At 71.8% G+C, this 15169-nt stretch carries 15 protein-coding genes; 10 read left to right on the top strand and 5 right to left on the bottom strand.

The window, feature by feature from the left end:
- Nucleotides 1–421: 421 nt before the first annotated feature.
- The 4 genes from pspAB to B5D66_RS05165 all read right to left on the bottom strand — a co-directional run bounded on the left by pspAB (nucleotide 422) and on the right by B5D66_RS05165 (nucleotide 3282).
- A complete protein-coding gene (pspAB, locus tag B5D66_RS05180; protein ID WP_078760433.1) occupies nucleotides 422–1000 on the bottom strand; it encodes a PspA-associated protein PspAB in 579 nt (192 codons plus the stop codon).
- Between the two features lie 57 nt (nucleotides 1001–1057).
- Entirely contained in the window at nucleotides 1058–1975 is a 918-nt protein-coding gene (gene htpX / locus B5D66_RS05175; RefSeq protein ID WP_078760432.1) for a zinc metalloprotease HtpX, read from the bottom strand.
- 228 nt (nucleotides 1976–2203) lie between these two features.
- On the bottom strand, nucleotides 2204–2488 hold the full coding sequence (gene pspAA / locus B5D66_RS05170) for a PspA-associated protein PspAA (RefSeq protein WP_078760431.1): 285 nt from the start codon (nucleotides 2486–2488) through the stop codon (nucleotides 2204–2206).
- A complete protein-coding gene (locus tag B5D66_RS05165) occupies nucleotides 2485–3282 on the bottom strand; it encodes a PspA/IM30 family protein (RefSeq protein WP_078760430.1) in 798 nt (265 codons plus the stop codon). The genes pspAA and B5D66_RS05165 overlap by 4 nt, the downstream gene beginning before the upstream one ends.
- Nucleotides 3283–3439: 157 nt before the next feature.
- Here B5D66_RS05165 and B5D66_RS05160 point away from each other — a divergent pair, with 157 nt between their 5' ends.
- The gene (locus B5D66_RS05160; protein WP_078760429.1) at nucleotides 3440–4012 is read left to right on the top strand and encodes a DUF3043 domain-containing protein; all 573 of its coding nucleotides are present in this window, start codon (nucleotides 3440–3442) and stop codon (nucleotides 4010–4012) included.
- 49 nt (nucleotides 4013–4061) lie between these two features.
- Complete coding sequence (locus tag B5D66_RS05155) at nucleotides 4062–5066, top strand: aldo/keto reductase family protein (protein ID WP_078760428.1); 1005 nt, start codon at nucleotides 4062–4064, stop codon at nucleotides 5064–5066.
- Between the two features lie 40 nt (nucleotides 5067–5106).
- On the opposite strand, the gene B5D66_RS05150 is transcribed toward B5D66_RS05155, so the two are convergent.
- Complete coding sequence (locus B5D66_RS05150; RefSeq protein WP_078760427.1) at nucleotides 5107–5307, bottom strand: hypothetical protein; 201 nt, start codon at nucleotides 5305–5307, stop codon at nucleotides 5107–5109.
- Nucleotides 5308–5553: 246 nt separating this feature from the next.
- On the opposite strand from B5D66_RS05150, the gene B5D66_RS05145 reads away from it, so the two are divergent.
- The 8 genes from B5D66_RS05145 to lipA all read left to right on the top strand — a co-directional run bounded on the left by B5D66_RS05145 (nucleotide 5554) and on the right by lipA (nucleotide 15129).
- Nucleotides 5554–6522: a bifunctional adenosylcobinamide kinase/adenosylcobinamide-phosphate guanylyltransferase gene (locus B5D66_RS05145; protein WP_394330032.1), complete on the top strand. Its 969-nt coding sequence runs from the start codon at nucleotides 5554–5556 to the stop codon at nucleotides 6520–6522.
- Nucleotides 6519–7274, top strand: coding sequence for an adenosylcobinamide-GDP ribazoletransferase (locus tag B5D66_RS05140; protein ID WP_235000760.1), 756 nt, complete (start codon nucleotides 6519–6521; stop codon nucleotides 7272–7274). Before B5D66_RS05145 ends, B5D66_RS05140 begins: the two co-directional genes overlap by 4 nt.
- Before the next feature lie 426 nt (nucleotides 7275–7700).
- The gene (locus tag B5D66_RS05135) at nucleotides 7701–9197 is read left to right on the top strand and encodes a leucyl aminopeptidase (RefSeq protein WP_078760425.1); all 1497 of its coding nucleotides are present in this window, start codon (nucleotides 7701–7703) and stop codon (nucleotides 9195–9197) included.
- A 93-nt stretch (nucleotides 9198–9290) separates the two neighbouring features.
- On the top strand, nucleotides 9291–10667 hold the full coding sequence (gene lpdA / locus B5D66_RS05130; RefSeq protein ID WP_078760424.1) for a dihydrolipoyl dehydrogenase: 1377 nt from the start codon (nucleotides 9291–9293) through the stop codon (nucleotides 10665–10667).
- Between the two features lie 99 nt (nucleotides 10668–10766).
- Nucleotides 10767–12158 carry a 2-oxoglutarate dehydrogenase, E2 component, dihydrolipoamide succinyltransferase gene (gene sucB / locus B5D66_RS05125; RefSeq protein ID WP_078760423.1) on the top strand — a complete coding sequence of 464 codons (1392 nt, stop codon included), beginning with the start codon at nucleotides 10767–10769 and terminating at the stop codon, nucleotides 12156–12158.
- A 343-nt stretch (nucleotides 12159–12501) separates the two neighbouring features.
- The gene (locus B5D66_RS05120) at nucleotides 12502–13398 is read left to right on the top strand and encodes a TIGR01777 family oxidoreductase (RefSeq protein ID WP_200813522.1); all 897 of its coding nucleotides are present in this window, start codon (nucleotides 12502–12504) and stop codon (nucleotides 13396–13398) included.
- 23 nt (nucleotides 13399–13421) lie between these two features.
- Entirely contained in the window at nucleotides 13422–14132 is a 711-nt protein-coding gene (gene lipB, locus B5D66_RS05115; protein ID WP_078760551.1) for a lipoyl(octanoyl) transferase LipB, read from the top strand.
- Between the two features lie 52 nt (nucleotides 14133–14184).
- Nucleotides 14185–15129 (top strand): lipoyl synthase, encoded by a 945-nt coding sequence (lipA, locus tag B5D66_RS05110; RefSeq protein WP_078760422.1) that lies wholly within the window; start codon nucleotides 14185–14187, stop codon nucleotides 15127–15129.
- Nucleotides 15130–15169 lie beyond the last annotated feature (40 nt).

Raw genomic sequence — 15169 nt, 5'->3', positions numbered from 1 at the left:
TCCTGTCCCTCAGGAACCGGCGTGTTCGGCCCGGGTGGTGAGGTCCGGGCCACCGACGGGCCGCCGCCCGCCCTCGCCCCTGCGCCCGAGTGGCGTCCGTCCGGTCACGGCGAGGGCCGGCTCATCGGCCGCCCCCTGCCGGCACCGCCTCCGCCGGCGTCTCCGGAGGCGCCCGCGGCGGGTCGAAAAGGGAGCGGACTCCCGCAGGCTCACGCTCCGCGCCCACCGAGGTCTCGGTTCGATCGGCGCACCGGCACCTCGCGCGGCCCCGTGGGCCGGAAGCGGACACACCGGCCCGCTTCGGCACCGGAGCGGGACGAGGCACCGGCGGTGGTCTCCGGGGTTCCGTCGCGCCCGCGGACACGGGCGGAGCGCTTCACCGGTTCTCGCGGCGCCCGGTGGGTGGGGCCGCGACCACGGCTCACAGTCCGGGCGCCCCGTAGACCGGGAACCACCGCGCCTTGTCCTTCTCCAGGAGAAGGTCCCCCTCGACGGCCGCGGCCACCTGGAGTTCCAACGCGGTGTCACGGCGTTGCCCGCCCAGAGGGGCGAAGGGGTAGAAGGTGCCGCGCTTGTAGAGGTAGACCAGGGCGACCCGGCGTCCGTCCTCCCCCTGGAAGGCGACCAGCGAACACAGCAGGGAGGGGCCGAAGCCGGCCTCCTCCAGGGTGGAGTTCACCGCGTGGACGTCGGTGACCAGGGAGCCGATGCCCGCCGGGTCGTCGGGATCGCCGCGGAGCACCAGCCAGGTGTAGCCGTACTCGTCGGCGACCTGGTCGACCGGTGGCCCCTCCCCCGCGTCCAGCAGTTCGGTGACCTCCCGCCGGACGTCGGCGAAGGCCCGCCCCTCGACGGCGCGGAAGGCCACCGACGCCGTTCCCATCGGGCGCAGGCCCGACGCCGCGCGCAGCGTCACCGCAGCCGAGGGAAGCGCGAACAGACGGTCCAGGTCGGGCTCTGGCGGCTTGGATCGGCCCAGCAGGGCGCGCAGGAACCCCACGGAACTCCCCCTTCGGTCGTGGTGGACGTCGTGGTCGGCGGCGGACGCCGCGCGAGGCTAGGCTCCGCTCCCCAGCCCCCGGGAGATCTCGGCCAGCTGGGTCAGCCGGCGCTCGATCGGCGGGTGGGTGGAGAACAGTGCCGCAAGACCCCCCTGGCCGTGGGCGAAGGCCGGGGTGAAGAAGAAGGCGTTGAACGGCTCCGCCTGGCGGAGGTCGCGTGTGGGGACCCGGGCCATGTCCCCGCTGATCTTGGTGAGGGCGCTGCCCAACGCCGAGGGACGGCCGGTGAGGAAGGCCGCGGCGCGGTCGGCCGACAGCTCCCGGTAACGCGACAGCGCCCGGGTGAGCAGGAAGCTCACCACCCACACCACCGCGCTCACCGCGACGACGAGCAGGGCCACCAGCGCCGGATTGTTGTCACGGTTGCCGCGTCCGGCCGCGCCGAAGGCGGCGAAGCGCAGCCCGGCCTGGGTGAGGAACCCGGCGACCACGCCGAGGAAGCCCGCGATCGTCATCACCATCACGTCGCGGTGGGCGACGTGGGACAGCTCGTGGGCCAAGACGGCCTCCAGCTCGACCGGCTCCAATCGGCGCAGGATGCCGGTGGTCGCGCAGACCACGGCCCTCTTCTCGTCACGCCCGGTGGCGAAGGCGTTGGGCACGTCGGTCCGGGCGATCGCCACCTTCGGCTTGGGCATGTCCGCCATGGCGCACAGCCGGTCCACGATCGCGTGCAGCTGCGGCGCCTCATGGGGAGTGACCTCCCGGGCGCCCATGGAGTACAGCGCGAGCTTGTCGGAGGCGAAGTACTGCACCAGCGCGAACCCGGCGACGATGAGCAGCACGAGCCACACGGACAGGCCGGCCAGCACCAGCCCTATGACGAACGCCACGTAGACGACGCCGAGCAGGGCCATCGTCGCGACCATCCGGACGGTCAGACCCCGGTCGGGAAGAAAACGGGATCGTGCCACGGTGTCCCACCCCCATGGTCGGCCGGGAACGCTCCTACCTGCAACGAGTCTAGGCGGAGGGGGTTCACGGGGCGGAGACCGCCGTCCCGGGCGCGGCCCACTGGGCGGTCCGCTCCGACCGCGGAGAACGCGAAGGCCGCCGTGAGCGAGTCACGGCGGCCCGCACAGCCGCGGCCCGGGGCGGCGAAGCACCGCCCCGTGGGGAACACCGGTGCGCCCGGGGAGGGATCAGGTGGGGTCGGGGATCAGACCCTCGTCCCCGAGCATCGCCCGGACCTCCTCCATGCTCGCGTCAGCGGGAGGGAGGATGAACTGCGAGGTCTGCAACGAATCGGGGGGAAGCGGCCGGCCGTCCTGGCGGACCTTCTCCAACAGGTCGTGCAGTGCCGCGCGGAACCGGGACTCGTCACCGGACTCGATCGCCCGCTCCAGGGCGTCGTCGAAGGAGTTGAGAAGGTCCAGGTCGGCCTCTGACAGGTCGAGCTGGCCCTCGCCCATGATCCGGACGATCATGCCCCTTCCCCCTGCCGGTAGCGCTGCGCCTGCCCGTCGGAGGCACTGCCGCTGGCGCCGCCCTCGATCTGGGGCGTGCTGGAGCCTCCGGTCCCCTGGCCCAGCTCGCGCTTCATGCGCTCCAGCTCCAGCTCCACGCCGCTGGTGCTGGCCATACGGTCCAGCTCGGCCTGGATGTCGTCCTTGGGCGCCCCGGAGACGTCGTCCAGCGCACCGGAGGCGAGCAGCTCGTCGACCGCGCTGGCCCGCGCCTGCATCTCGGCGGTCTTGTCCTCGGCCCGCTGGATGGCCAGGCCGACGTCGCCCATCTCCTCGGAGATGCCCGAGAAGGCCTCGCTGATCTGGGTCTGGGCCTGGGCGGCGGTGTAGGTGGCCTTGATGGTCTCCTTACGGGTGCGGAAGGCGTCGACCTTGGCCTGGAGGCGCTGAGCGGCCAGGGTCAGCTTCTGCTCCTCGCCCTGGAGCTGTTCGTGCTGCTGGCGGAGCCCCTCGATCTGCTGCTGAAGGCCCGAACGGCGGGTCAGGGCCTCGCGGGCGAGGTCCTCACGGCCCTGGGAGAGCGCGGCTCGGCTCTGGTTCTCCAGCTTGTCCGACTGCTGCTGCAGCTGCTGGAGTTGCAGTTCCACCCGCTTACGGGAGGTGGCGACGTCGGCCACCCCCCGACGGACCTTCTGCAGCAGTTCAAGCTGCTTTTGGTACGAGTAGTCAAGGGTCTCTCGCGGGTCCTCGACAGAGTCCAGGGCCCTGTTGGCCTTGGACTTAAAGATCATGGAAAGTCGCTGAAACACGCTCATCGGCGTGGCCGTCCCCTTCTCGGTCCGTATCGGCTGTTCCCAGCGGGCGCTTTAACCAACCCTACGCGCAATGGCAAGAGGTCGCTATGAAGCTCGAACCGGCTACCCTGAAGGAGTGTTCCGACGTCGCTCCGCTCCCGCATCCGAAGAGCAGGTCATGACCAGCTCCGTTGATTCCGAGGCTACTGAGGCCAGCCAGCGAAAGGGATATACCCCGCCCAAAGACCGGCCCACGCCCAAGCGCAAGGAGGCCGCTCGCGACCTCCGGGGTCCTGTCAGCGCGCCTCAGACCCGCAAGGAAGCCTATAAGCAGTACCGCGACCGGCAGCGGCGCCAGCTCCAGCGCGAACGCGAGGGCTACATCAAGGGCGACGAGCGCTTCTTCCAGCCCAAGGACCGTGGTCCGGTCCGGGCGTTCGCGCGCGACTACGTCGACTCCCGGCGCAGCGTCAGCGAGTTCTTCCTCTACTTCTCGCTGGCCATCATCGTCCTGCTCTTCCTGCCCTTCCCCGAGTTCCAGCTCACCGTCACCTACGTGGTGTGGCCGCTGATGATGATGACGATCGTCGTCGAGGGGCTGTTCACCGGGCGCCGCGTCAAGCGCGCCGCGGCGGCCCGCTTCCCCGACGAGTCGCTGCGTGGCGTGGGCATGTACGCGGCCATGCGCCAGCTCCAGATCCGCAAGCTGCGCCTGCCCAAGCCCCGGGTCAAGCCGGGCGAGGCCATCTAGGCCCGTCCCCTCTGGGCGCGGGACCCCCGCGGGCCGTAGGGTCTCGGGCATGGAATTCCGTCATCTTGGCAACAGCGGTCTCGTCGTGAGCGAGATCTCCTACGGCAACTGGCTCACCCACGGGTCTCAGGTCGAGGAGGAGGCCGCGGTCGCGTGCGTGCGCGCGGCGCTGGACGAGGGCATCACCACCTTCGACACCGCCGACGTCTACGCGCAGGGACGCGCCGAGGAAGTCCTGGGCCGCGCGCTGAAGGGCGAGCGTCGCGACGGCCTGGAGATCTTCTCCAAGGTGTACTGGCCGATGGGTGAGGGCCGCAACGACCGCGGCCTGTCCCGCAAGCACATCGTGCGTAGCGTGGAGGACTCGCTGCGTCGGCTCGGCACCGACTACCTCGACCTGTACCAGGCCCACCGGTTCGACTACGCCACTCCCCTTGAGGAGACGATGCGGGCCTTCGACGACCTGGTCCGCCAGGGCAAGGTGCTCTACATCGGCGTCTCGGAGTGGCGCGCCGAGGAGATCGAGCGGGCCTTGAAGATCGCCGACGACATGGGGCTGGACCGGATCGTGTCCAACCAGCCGCAGTACAACATGCTGTGGCGGGTGATCGAGTCCGAGGTGGTCCCCGTCTGCGAGCGCGAGGGGATCGGCCAGATCGTGTGGTCGCCGATCGCCCAGGGGGTGCTCACCGGCAAGTACCGGCCGGGCCAGGCCCCGCCGGCCGGCTCCCGGGCGACGGACGGGCAGGGCGGCGACAAGATGATCCGTCGCTTCCTCGACGACGAGAAGACGCTGGAGCGCGTCCAGGGCCTCGCCCCGCTGGCGCAGGAGGCAGGGTTGAGCATGGCCCAGCTCGCCGTGGCCTGGGTGTTGCAGAACCCCAACGTCTCCTCGGCGATCATCGGCGCCTCGCGCCCCGAACAGGTGCGGGACAACGTCGGCGCCGCCGGTGTCCGGCTCGACGCCGAACTGCTGCGCCGCATCGACGAGCTGCTGGGCGACAGCGTCCAGCGCGACCCCGCCCTCACGGCGAGCCCGGCACAACGGCCCTGACCCAAGACGCCCGGCGGGCCCAGGGCCCGCCGGGCGTCGGCTACTCGGCGAGCTCCATCCGGTAGACCTCGCGGTCGTCCTCCAACAGCGCCACACGTTCGGCGCCCGCGTCGGCGAGGTCGCGCCAGGTCTCCCCGAGCCAGCTCTCGGCGTCCCCCCGGGAGGAGAACGTCTCCTGGGGCAGCGCCTCGTCCGCGAGCAGCGCTCCCTCGGCCGTCTCGTACCGCCAGCTCCACGTCATGGCCAGCCTCCGTCACCACCGGTTCAGGGTCGGAGCCGAGCCTAGGTCCTCGCCCCGGACACTTTCCAGTTCCCTCCCGGCCCCGCTCCGGTCGCACACGTTTCGCGTTCCCGAGGCCCATCGGGGTGCTGTTAACTGACGGACGTGCGTATCCGTTTCTCGGGGACCGCGGGTCCCACCGGCTGGCCGGCTCCCAACTGCCGGTGCGCGTCGTGCAACCTCGCCGCAGAGCAGCGCCGTCTGCCGTTGCGCGTCACCGTGGACGATGCCTTCGCGCTCACGGCGCCCGACACGGCGCCGGCCCGCCGTCTTCCCCCGGGCTACCACTCCTCCGTCACCGAGCACGGGGTCCGGATCGACGCTCCGGACGGCACCCGTCTGCTCTACGCCGCGTCGGGGGCCTGCGCCGATCTCGCGACCGGTTCGGGCCGGCACGACGACCCCGAGGTGGACCTGGCCATCGTGGACGTCGGGGAGTCGGCGTCGGTCATCGGCGCGCTGCGCCGTTGCGGCGTGGTCGGCGCGGCAACGGCCGTCGCGGCGGTCGGTGGCGACCACCGGGTGCACTCCCCCGCCGAGTTCGCGCGCCGGGCCCGGTTGTGGGGAGCGCTCGCCCCCGCCGACGGCCAGGTCGTCGGCTGTCCTCCCGCGACGTGGCCGCCCGAGCGGGTGCGCGGCCCCTATCGGGTGCTGGTCACCGGTGGAGCCCGTTCCGGCAAGTCCTCCGAGGCCGAACGGCGGCTCCTGGCCGAACCCGAGGTCACCTACATCGCGACCGGTCCCAAACCGACGGCGCACGATCCCGCCTGGAGCGCGCGGGTGACCGCCCATCGCGAGCGCAGGCCGTGGTGGTGGCGCACCGAGGAGACGCTGGAGGTGGCCCACCTCCTGGAGAACGCCTCCGGGGCCGTGCTGCTGGACTGTGTGGGCACGTGGCTGGCCGGCGTCATGGAGGAGTGCGGCATGTGGGAGGAGCACCCGCGTCCCACGGCCGCCGACGAGGTGCGCTCCCGCATCGACGCGCTCGTCGCGGCGTGGCGGCGCTGCCCGGCCCACCTGGTGGCGGTGACCAACGAGGTGGGGTCGGGGGTGGTCCCGGCCACCGTGAGCGGCGGCCTGTACCGGGACTGGCTGGGCCGGCTCAACCAGGCCCTGGCGGCGGAGTCGGAGGAGGTCACGCTGGCCGTCGCCGGCCGGATCGTGGAGCTGCGGTGAGACCGGCGGACGGGGTCGCGGGGCTGCGCCTGGCCGTGGGCACGCTCACGGTGGTCCCGGTGCGTGTGGGCCGCGTGGACCGCGTCGCCGCGGGGTGGGCGATGGCGCTGGCCCCGCTGGTCGGGCTGGGCGTCGGCGGAGCCGGCGCGCTCGTCCTGGTGATCGCGGTCCTGGTCGGGCTGCCCGCGGCCCTGGGGGCCGCGCTCGCCGTGGGGGCCTTGGCGTTGTTCACCCGCGGGCTGCACCTGGACGGCCTGGCGGACCTGGCCGATGGCCTGGGCAGCGCGCGTCCGGCCGAGGGGGCGCTGGAGGTCATGAAGCGCTCCGACATCGGCCCCTTCGGGGTGATCACGCTGGTGCTGGTGCTGCTCGTCCAGGTGCTGGCCCTGGCCGGGCTGGAGGCGCGTTCCCTCGCCACGGCGGCCAGCGGACTGGTGAGCGCCGTGGTCGCCGGACGCCTCGCCATCACCTGGGCCTGCACGCGCGGCGTGCCGCCGGCGCGTCCCGGCGGCCTGGGAGCGCTGGTGGCCCAGACGGTACCGCGTCCCGTGGCGGTCGCGGTCACGGCCGCGGCGCTGCTCGCAGCGATCTCGGTCGGCCATGGCGTGGCCCTGCTCGCCGGGCTGGCCGGCGCGGGCGCGCTGCTGTGGCACGCGCGGCGGCGGCTGGGCGGGATCACCGGGGACGTGTTGGGCGCGGTGGCGGAGGCCGCGACGACCGTCGCCCTGGTGATCGCCCTCGCCCTCTCCTGACCGTCGTGCGCCCGGCGACACGCGGAGGAGGCGCGACGTTTTGTCCCACCCCGGCCGCACATTGGGACGATACACACAAAACCTGTATCCAGCGTCACATTTTTTCACACCGCGTTCCGTCTCCGCGCTGCTCGGGCCCGCCACGGCGCCGACTTCGCCCCCTCCCCCCTCCCATGCCCGCCGACCGCATGCGATACTGTGCGCCGCCCGCACGCCCGTCGACGGCCACACCGCCCGCCCCACCGCGGAAGCCGCAGGTCACCCCGGCCCGGCGCGGACGCGCCGCCCACCGTCGCCGGCCTGCGCGCAGGCGTCCCGCCCATCCCTTGCCCGACCACGCCCCACCTCCCCGAGCGGCGGCTCGCGCGGTCCTTTCGCGGGACGCCGCGTCTCCGGCCGCACGTCATAAGGACTAGCATCGGGACCGTGAGCACGTCGTTGTCAGTCATCACGGAGTCCCCCAGTTCGCTCGACGCCGACGCGGTAGTCGTCGGCTACCACTCCGGCGCCAATGGCCCGGAGCCCGCGTCGGGCGCTCACGACGTCGACGCCGCCTTCTCCGGCGGCCTCGCCTCGACCCTGTCGCTGCTGGGAGCCCGCGGCGCCCTTGAGGAGGTGCGCACGGTTCCCACGCTCGGCGCCCTTCGGGCCCCCGTCGTCGTGGCGGTCGGCCTCGGCGAGCTTCCCGCGGAGGGCGACGAGATCTCCTCCGACACCCTGGCCCGTGCCGCCGGCGCCGCCCTGCGCGCCTGCGAGGGCAAATCGCGCGTCGTCCTCGCGCTCCCGGCCGCCAGCGCCGAATCCGCCGGCGCGGTCGCGCTCGGCGCGCTGCTGGGCGCCTACGGGTTCGACCGCTACCGCACCTCCGAGGAGCCCGTCCAGCGTGCCGAGACGCTGCTGCTGGCCAGCTCCGCCGAGGGGGCCGACGCCGCGGCCCGGCGGGCCACGGCCCTGGCCGAGTCGGTCAACCTCGCCCGCGACCTCGTCAACACCGCGCCGGCCGACCTCACCCCCGAGGACCTCGCCCACGCCGCCGAAGAGGTGGCCCGCGAGTGGGGCCTGGACGTCGAGACGCTCGGCGAGCAGGCACTCGCCGACGGGGGGTACGGCGGCATCCTCGGCGTCGGACAGGGCTCGGCCAACCCGCCGCGGCTGGTCCGCCTGGCCTACTCCCACCCCGAGGCCCGGCGCACCGTCGCCTTCGTCGGCAAGGGGATCACCTTCGACTCCGGTGGCCTGTCGCTGAAGCCGGCCGCGTCCATGGACTGGATGAAGTCCGACATGGGAGGCGCGGCGGCGGTGCTGTCGGCGCTGCGCGCCGTGGCGGAGCTCAAGCCGGCCGTCAACGTCGTCGGTTACCTCGCCATCGCCGAGAACATGCCCAGCGGCACCGCCCAGCGTCCCTCCGACGTGCTCACCATGTACGGCGGCAAGACCGTCGAGGTGCTCAACACCGACGCCGAGGGGCGCCTGGTCATGGCCGACGCCCTGGTCCGCGCGCACGAGGACGGGCCCGACCTGATCGTGGACGTGGCGACGCTGACCGGCGCGCAGCTCGTCGCGCTGGGCACCCGGGTGTTCGCCGTCATGGCCAACGACGACGAGGTGCGCGAGCAGGTCGTGGCCGCGGCCGCCGAAGCGGGCGAGGCCGCCTGGCCGATGCCGTTGCCCGAGGAGCTGCGCAAGGGACTCGACTCCTCCGTCGCCGACATCGCCAACGTCGCGGGGGAACGCTGGGGCGGGATGCTCAGCGCCGGGGTGTTCCTCAAGGAGTTCATCGCCGAAGGCGTGCGCTGGGCCCACCTGGACATCGCCGGTCCCGCCTTCAACCAGGGCGGCCCCTACGGTTACACCCCCAAGGGCGGTACCGGCTCGGCGACGCGCACGCTGGTGCGCATCGCCGAGGCCTACGCCGAGAACTGAAAAAGGAAACACGGCCGGACGCGACCCGTGTCCGGCCGCGCGAACTGTCTGAACAAGACAAATGACGAATCCGGAACAAGGAGTGTCCTTCCCGTGAGTGAGAGCGGCGGCACCTTCGACCTCGTCGTCCTGGGCGGCGGCAGCGGCGGCTATGCGGCGGCGCTGCGCGCGGCCGAACTGGACATGAGCGTCGTCCTGATCGAGAAAGACAAGCTCGGCGGCACCTGCCTGCACAAGGGCTGCATCCCCACCAAGGCCCTGCTGCACTCCGCCGAGGTCGCCGACAGCGCCCGGGAGAGCGAGACGTTCGGCGTCAAGGCGAGCTTCGAGGGCATCGACATCGAGGCCGTCCACAAGTACAAGGACAAGGTCATCGGTGGCCTGCACAAGGGTCTCAGCGGCCTGATCAAGGCCCGCAAGATCACCGTCGTCGAGGGCGAGGGCAAGCTCACCGGCCCCGACGAGGTCACCGTCGACGGCACGGCCTACAAGGGCCGCAACATCCTGCTCGCCACCGGTTCCAAGCCCAAGACCCTGGGCCTGGAGATCGACGGCGAGAAGATCATCACCAGCGACGAGGCCCTCAAGCTGAACCGCGTGCCCGGATCCGTCGTGGTCCTGGGCGGTGGCGTGATCGGCGTGGAGTTCGCCAGTGTGTGGCGTTCCTACGGCGCCGAGGTGACCATCGTCGAGGCGCTGCCGCACCTGGTCCCGGTCGAGGAGGAGTCCAGCTCCAAGCTGCTGGAGCGTGCCTTCCGCAAGCGCGGCATCAAGTACGAGCTGGGCACCCCGTTCGAGAGCGTCAAGACCACCGACTCCGGTGTCACCGTGACGTTGCAGGGCGGCAAGACGCTGGAGGCCGAACTGCTGCTCGTGGCCATCGGCCGCGGCCCGGTCTCCGAGGGCCTGGGCTACGAGGAGCAGGGCATCACCCTGGAGCGCGGTTTCGTCAAGGTCGACGAGAACCTGCACACCGGCGTCGGCAACATCTACGCCGTCGGCGACCTCATTCCGACCCTCCAGCTCGCCCACGTCGGCTTCGCCGAGGGCATCTTCGTGGCCGAGCACATCGCCGGCCTCAACCCGCCGGCGATCGACTACGACGGTGTCCCGCGGGTCACCTACTGCGAGCCCGAGGTCGCCTCCGTGGGCATCACCTCGAAGGTCGCCAAGGAGCGCGGTTACGACATCGTCGAGATGAACTACAACCTCGGCGGCAACGGCAAGAGCCAGATCCTGCAGACGCAGGGCGCGGTGAAGGTCATCGCCGAGAAGGACGGTCCGGTCCTGGGCGTCCACATGGTGGGCAGCCGCGTCGGCGAGCTCATCGCCGAGGGGCAGCTCATCTACAACTGGGAGGCACTGCCCATCGAGGTGGCCCAGCTCATCCACCCGCACCCGACCCAGTCGGAGGCGCTCGGCGAGGCGCACCTGGCGCTCGCCGGCAAGCCGCTGCACGTCCACGACTGACGCACCCGGTCGCGCGGGCGGACCGCTCCCGGTCCGCCCGCGATCTCTTCCGCGTTGAGACCGTCCATCCAAGAGGAACCCATGCCGACTCCCGTAACCATGCCCGCGCTGGGCGAAAGCGTCACCGAGGGCACCGTCACCCAGTGGTTGAAGAAGGAGGGCGAGACCGTCGAGGTCGACGAGCCGCTCCTCGAGGTCTCGACCGACAAGGTCGACACCGAGATCCCCTCGCCGGTCGCCGGTGTCTTGACCCGCATCCTCGTGGGTGAGGACGAGACCGTCGAGGTCGGTGCCGAGATCGCGATCATCGGTGACGCCGGGGAGGCCCCCGCTGAGGAGGCGGCCCCGGCCGAGGAGGCCGCTCCCGAGCCCCAGCCCGAACCCGAGCCGGAGCCCCAGCCCGAACCGGAGCCGGAGCAGGCCCGCCCCGAGCCCGAGCCCCAGCCGGCCGCCCCGGCCCCGCAGCCGGCCCGTGCCAGCCGCGAGGAGTCGACCCCGCCGGTCGACGTCGAGACGCTGAGCGGCACCGGCCGTTCCTCCGGTACCGACACCGGTGGCGAGGCCTACGTGACGCCGCTGGTGCGCAAGCTCGCCGCGGAGCAGGGCGTCGACCTCTCCCAGGTCGAGGGCACCGGCGTCGGCGGCCGTATCCGTAAGCAGGACGTCCAGGAGGCGGCCCGCAAGCAGCGCGAGCAGCGTGCCGCCGCCCCCGTCGCGGCCGCCGCCGCTCCGGCGCGCCCCCGCCAGGTCGTGGCCGACACGACGCTGCGCGGCCGTACCGAGAAGATGTCGCGCCTGCGTCAGACGATCGCCGAGCAGATGGTGGAGTCGCTGCAGACCTCCGCCCAGCTCACCCAGGTCGTCGAGGTCGACGTCACCAAGATCGCGCGGCTGCGTGAGAAGGCCGGGGAGCAGTTCCGGGCCCGCGAGGGCGTCGAGCTGTCCTTCTTCCCCTTCTTCGCGCTGGCCACGGTCGAGGCGCTGAAGGTGCACCCCAAGCTGAACGCGGTCATCGACGGCGCCAGCCACGAGGTCACCTACCACAGCATCGAGAACCTCGGCATCGCGGTCGACACCGAGCGCGGTCTGCTCGCCCCGGTCATCAAGGACGCCGGTGACCTCAACCTCGGCGGCATCGCCCGCAAGGTCGCCGACCTGGCCGAGCGCGCCCACACCGGTGGGCTCAACCCCGACGAGCTGAGCGGCGGCACGTTCACGCTGACCGACAGCGGCGCCGAAGGCGCCCTGTTCGAGACGCCGATCATCAACCAGCCGCAGGTCGCGATCCTGGGGACCGGCACCGTGGTGAAGCGTCCGGTCGTCGTGGAGGACCCGAGCCTGGGCGAGGTCATCGCGGTGCGCTCGATGGTCTACCTCTCGCTGAGCTACGACCACCGGCTGATCGACGGCGCCGACGCCGCCCGCTTCCTGCGGACGGTCAAGGAGCGCCTGGAGGAAGGCGCGTTCGAGGCCGAGCTGGGCCTGGCCTGACCCTCCGGCCGTGTTCCCGTGGGGTGAGGCCCCGCGGGAACACGGCGGGGCGGCTTGACCGCCCGGAAACGCACGGTGGGGCGGTACCCGAATCGGGTACCGCCCCACCGTTTTCACCCCACCATTCACCATCCCCTGATGATCCCCATCACCAAGGTCTGCGGTCGGCGACACGCGGTCACCGGACCCCCGGCCGCTTACTGGCGGCTCAGGTGCCAATACATACGGTAATCCATCTCCGGGGCTGCGCGCGCCGTTTCTCTGGGAAACCTCGGATTTCCGGGAGATCTCGATCGTCCGTTCCGTCCCGCGTGGTCCGCCCGTCCCCGGGTAGACCGCGGGCATGAGGATCGCGATCACCGGAGCCTCCGGGCTCATCGGGACGGCGCTCAGCCGTTCCCTCACCGCCGAGGGACATGACGTCCTCCATCTCGTGCGCCGTCCGGCGCGGACCGCGGCCGAGATCGAGTGGTCCCCCGAGGAGGGGCGGGTGGACACCGAGCGCCTGGCGGGCGTCGAGGCGGTCGTCCACCTGGCCGGAGCCCCGATCGGACCGGCCAGGTGGACGGCGCGGCACCGGCACCGGGTCCGCGAGAGCCGTCTGGCCGGCACCCGCACGATCGCCACGGTCCTCGCCGCGATGGACACGCCGCCCCGCCGACTGCTCTGCGGCTCGGCGATCGGCTTCTACGGGGACACCGGGACCCGCTCGGTGGGGGAGGACGGTCCGCGGGGCACGGGTTTCCTGGCCGACCTGGTGGCCGAGTGGGAGGCCCAGACCGACCCCGCCGAACGGGCCGGGATCCCGGTGGCGCACCTGCGGACCGGTGTCGTCCTGGACCGCGCCGGAGGCATCCTCGGCGCGACGCTTCCCCTGTTCCGGCTCGGCCTGGGAGGCCGATTGGGCGACGGCCGGCAGTACCTGAGCTGGATCTCGCTGGCCGACGAGGTGGGCGCCATCCGCTTCCTGCTGGAGCGGCCCGACATCACCGGACCGGTCAACCTGACCGCGCCCGGTCCGGTGCCCAACGCCGTCTACACCTCGACCCTGGCCCGCGCGCTGCACCGTCCGGCGCTGGTGCGGGTGCCGGGCGCGCTGATGCGCGCGGCGCTCGACGGGTTCGCCGAGGAGGCCGTTCTGGTGAGCCAGCGGGTGGTGCCCGAACGCCTGACGGCCTCCGGTTATTCCTTCCACCATCCCGACATCGCCGGTGCGCTATCCGACATCGTCGGCAGGTGACGGCGGGGCGTATGGTGGAAATCGTGAGTGAGCTCGTCTACGCCCGGCTGGGCACGATCCCGGTCCCCTACGAGGAGGGCTGGGCACTTCAGCGGCGACTACACGAGCGCCGCGTGGCCGGCCTGGTCCCCGACACCGTTCTGCTCCTGGAGCACGAGCCCGTCTACACCGCGGGCAAGCGGACCGGCCCGTGGGACCGGCCCCAAAGCGACCCCGGAGCCCCCGTCTACGACATCGACCGTGGTGGCAAGATCACGTGGCACGGCCCCGGCCAGCTCACCGTCTACCCCATCGTCAAGTTGCGGGACCCGATCGACGTCATCGCCTACGTGCGCATGCTGGAGGAGGCCGTCATCCGCGTCATCGCGGAGTTCGGGCTGTCGGGCCGGCGCGTCGAGGGACGCACCGGGGTGTGGCTGGAGGCCGACCCGCAACGGGGACTGATCGAGCGCAAGATCGCGGCGATCGGCTGCCGCATCGCACGCGGGGTGGGGATGCATGGTTTCGCCCTGAACTGCAACAATGATCTGACCTGGTTCGACCGGATCGTCCCATGCGGGATCTCCGACGCCGGCGTCACCTCGCTGACCCAGGAGCTGGGGCGCGACATCGGGGTCGCCGACGTGATCGAGGCCACCGAGCGGCACCTGGCCGATGTCCTCGGCGCGCGGACCTACGACCACGTCGACGGCGTCCCCGAGCTCCCCGAACCCGCCGAGCCCGCTCGTGCCTGACCCCCGCGCCGCAACCACCTCCCCACGAGGGACGCAGAAAGGAAGGGCCCCGTTGACTGTCGCTCCCGAGGGACGCAGGCTGCTACGGATCGAAGCCCGCAACAGCCAGACCCCCATCGAGAAGAAGCCGTCGTGGATCAAGATCAAGGCGAAGATGGGGCCGGAGTACTCCGAGCTGCACTCGCTGGTGCGCCGCGAGGGGCTCCACACGGTGTGCCAAGAGGCGGGCTGCCCCAACATCTTCGAGTGCTGGGAGGACCGCGAGGCCACCTTCCTCATCGGCGGTGACCAGTGCACCCGCCGCTGCGACTTCTGCCAGATCGCCACGGGCAAGCCCACCGCCCTGGACCGCCGCGAACCGCTGAAGGTCGCCGAGTCGGTGCGCACGATGGGCCTGAAGTACGCGACCGTCACCGGTGTGGCCCGCGACGACCTCGACGACGGCGGGGCCTGGCTCTACGCCGAGACGGTGCGCAAGATCCACGAGCTCAACCCGGACACCGGCGTCGAACTGCTCATCCCCGACTTCAACGCCGACCCCGACCAGCTCGCCGAGGTCTTCGGCGCGCGTCCCGAGGTGCTCGCCCACAACGTCGAGACGGTGCCGCGGATCTTCAAGCGCATCCGCCCCGGCTTCCGCTACGAGAGGTCGCTCGAGGTCATCACGCGGGCGCGCGAGGCGGGCCTGGTCACCAAGTCCAACCTGATCCTCGGCATGGGCGAGACCCGTGAGGAGATCAGCGAGGCGATGCGCGACCTGCACGAGGCGGGATGCGACCTGCTGACGATCACGCAGTACCTGCGCCCCTCCAAGCTGCACCACCCCATCGACCGGTGGGTGAAGCCGGAGGAGTTCGTCGAGCTCGGCGCCGAGGCCGAGGAGATCGGCTTCGCCGGTGTCATGTCGGGGCCGCTCGTGCGTTCCTCCTACCGGGCCGGCCGGCTGTACCGGCAGGCGGTGGAGCGCCGTGAGGCGCAGGTCACGGCCGGTGCCTGACCTCGTTCGGACAACGTGACCAACCTGAAACGGCGGCCTG

The sequence above is a fragment of the Marinactinospora thermotolerans DSM 45154 genome, assembly GCF_900167435.1.
Lineage (GTDB): Bacteria > Actinomycetota > Actinomycetes > Streptosporangiales > Streptosporangiaceae > Marinactinospora > Marinactinospora thermotolerans.
This window is presented reverse-complemented; position numbering and strand designations above follow the sequence as displayed.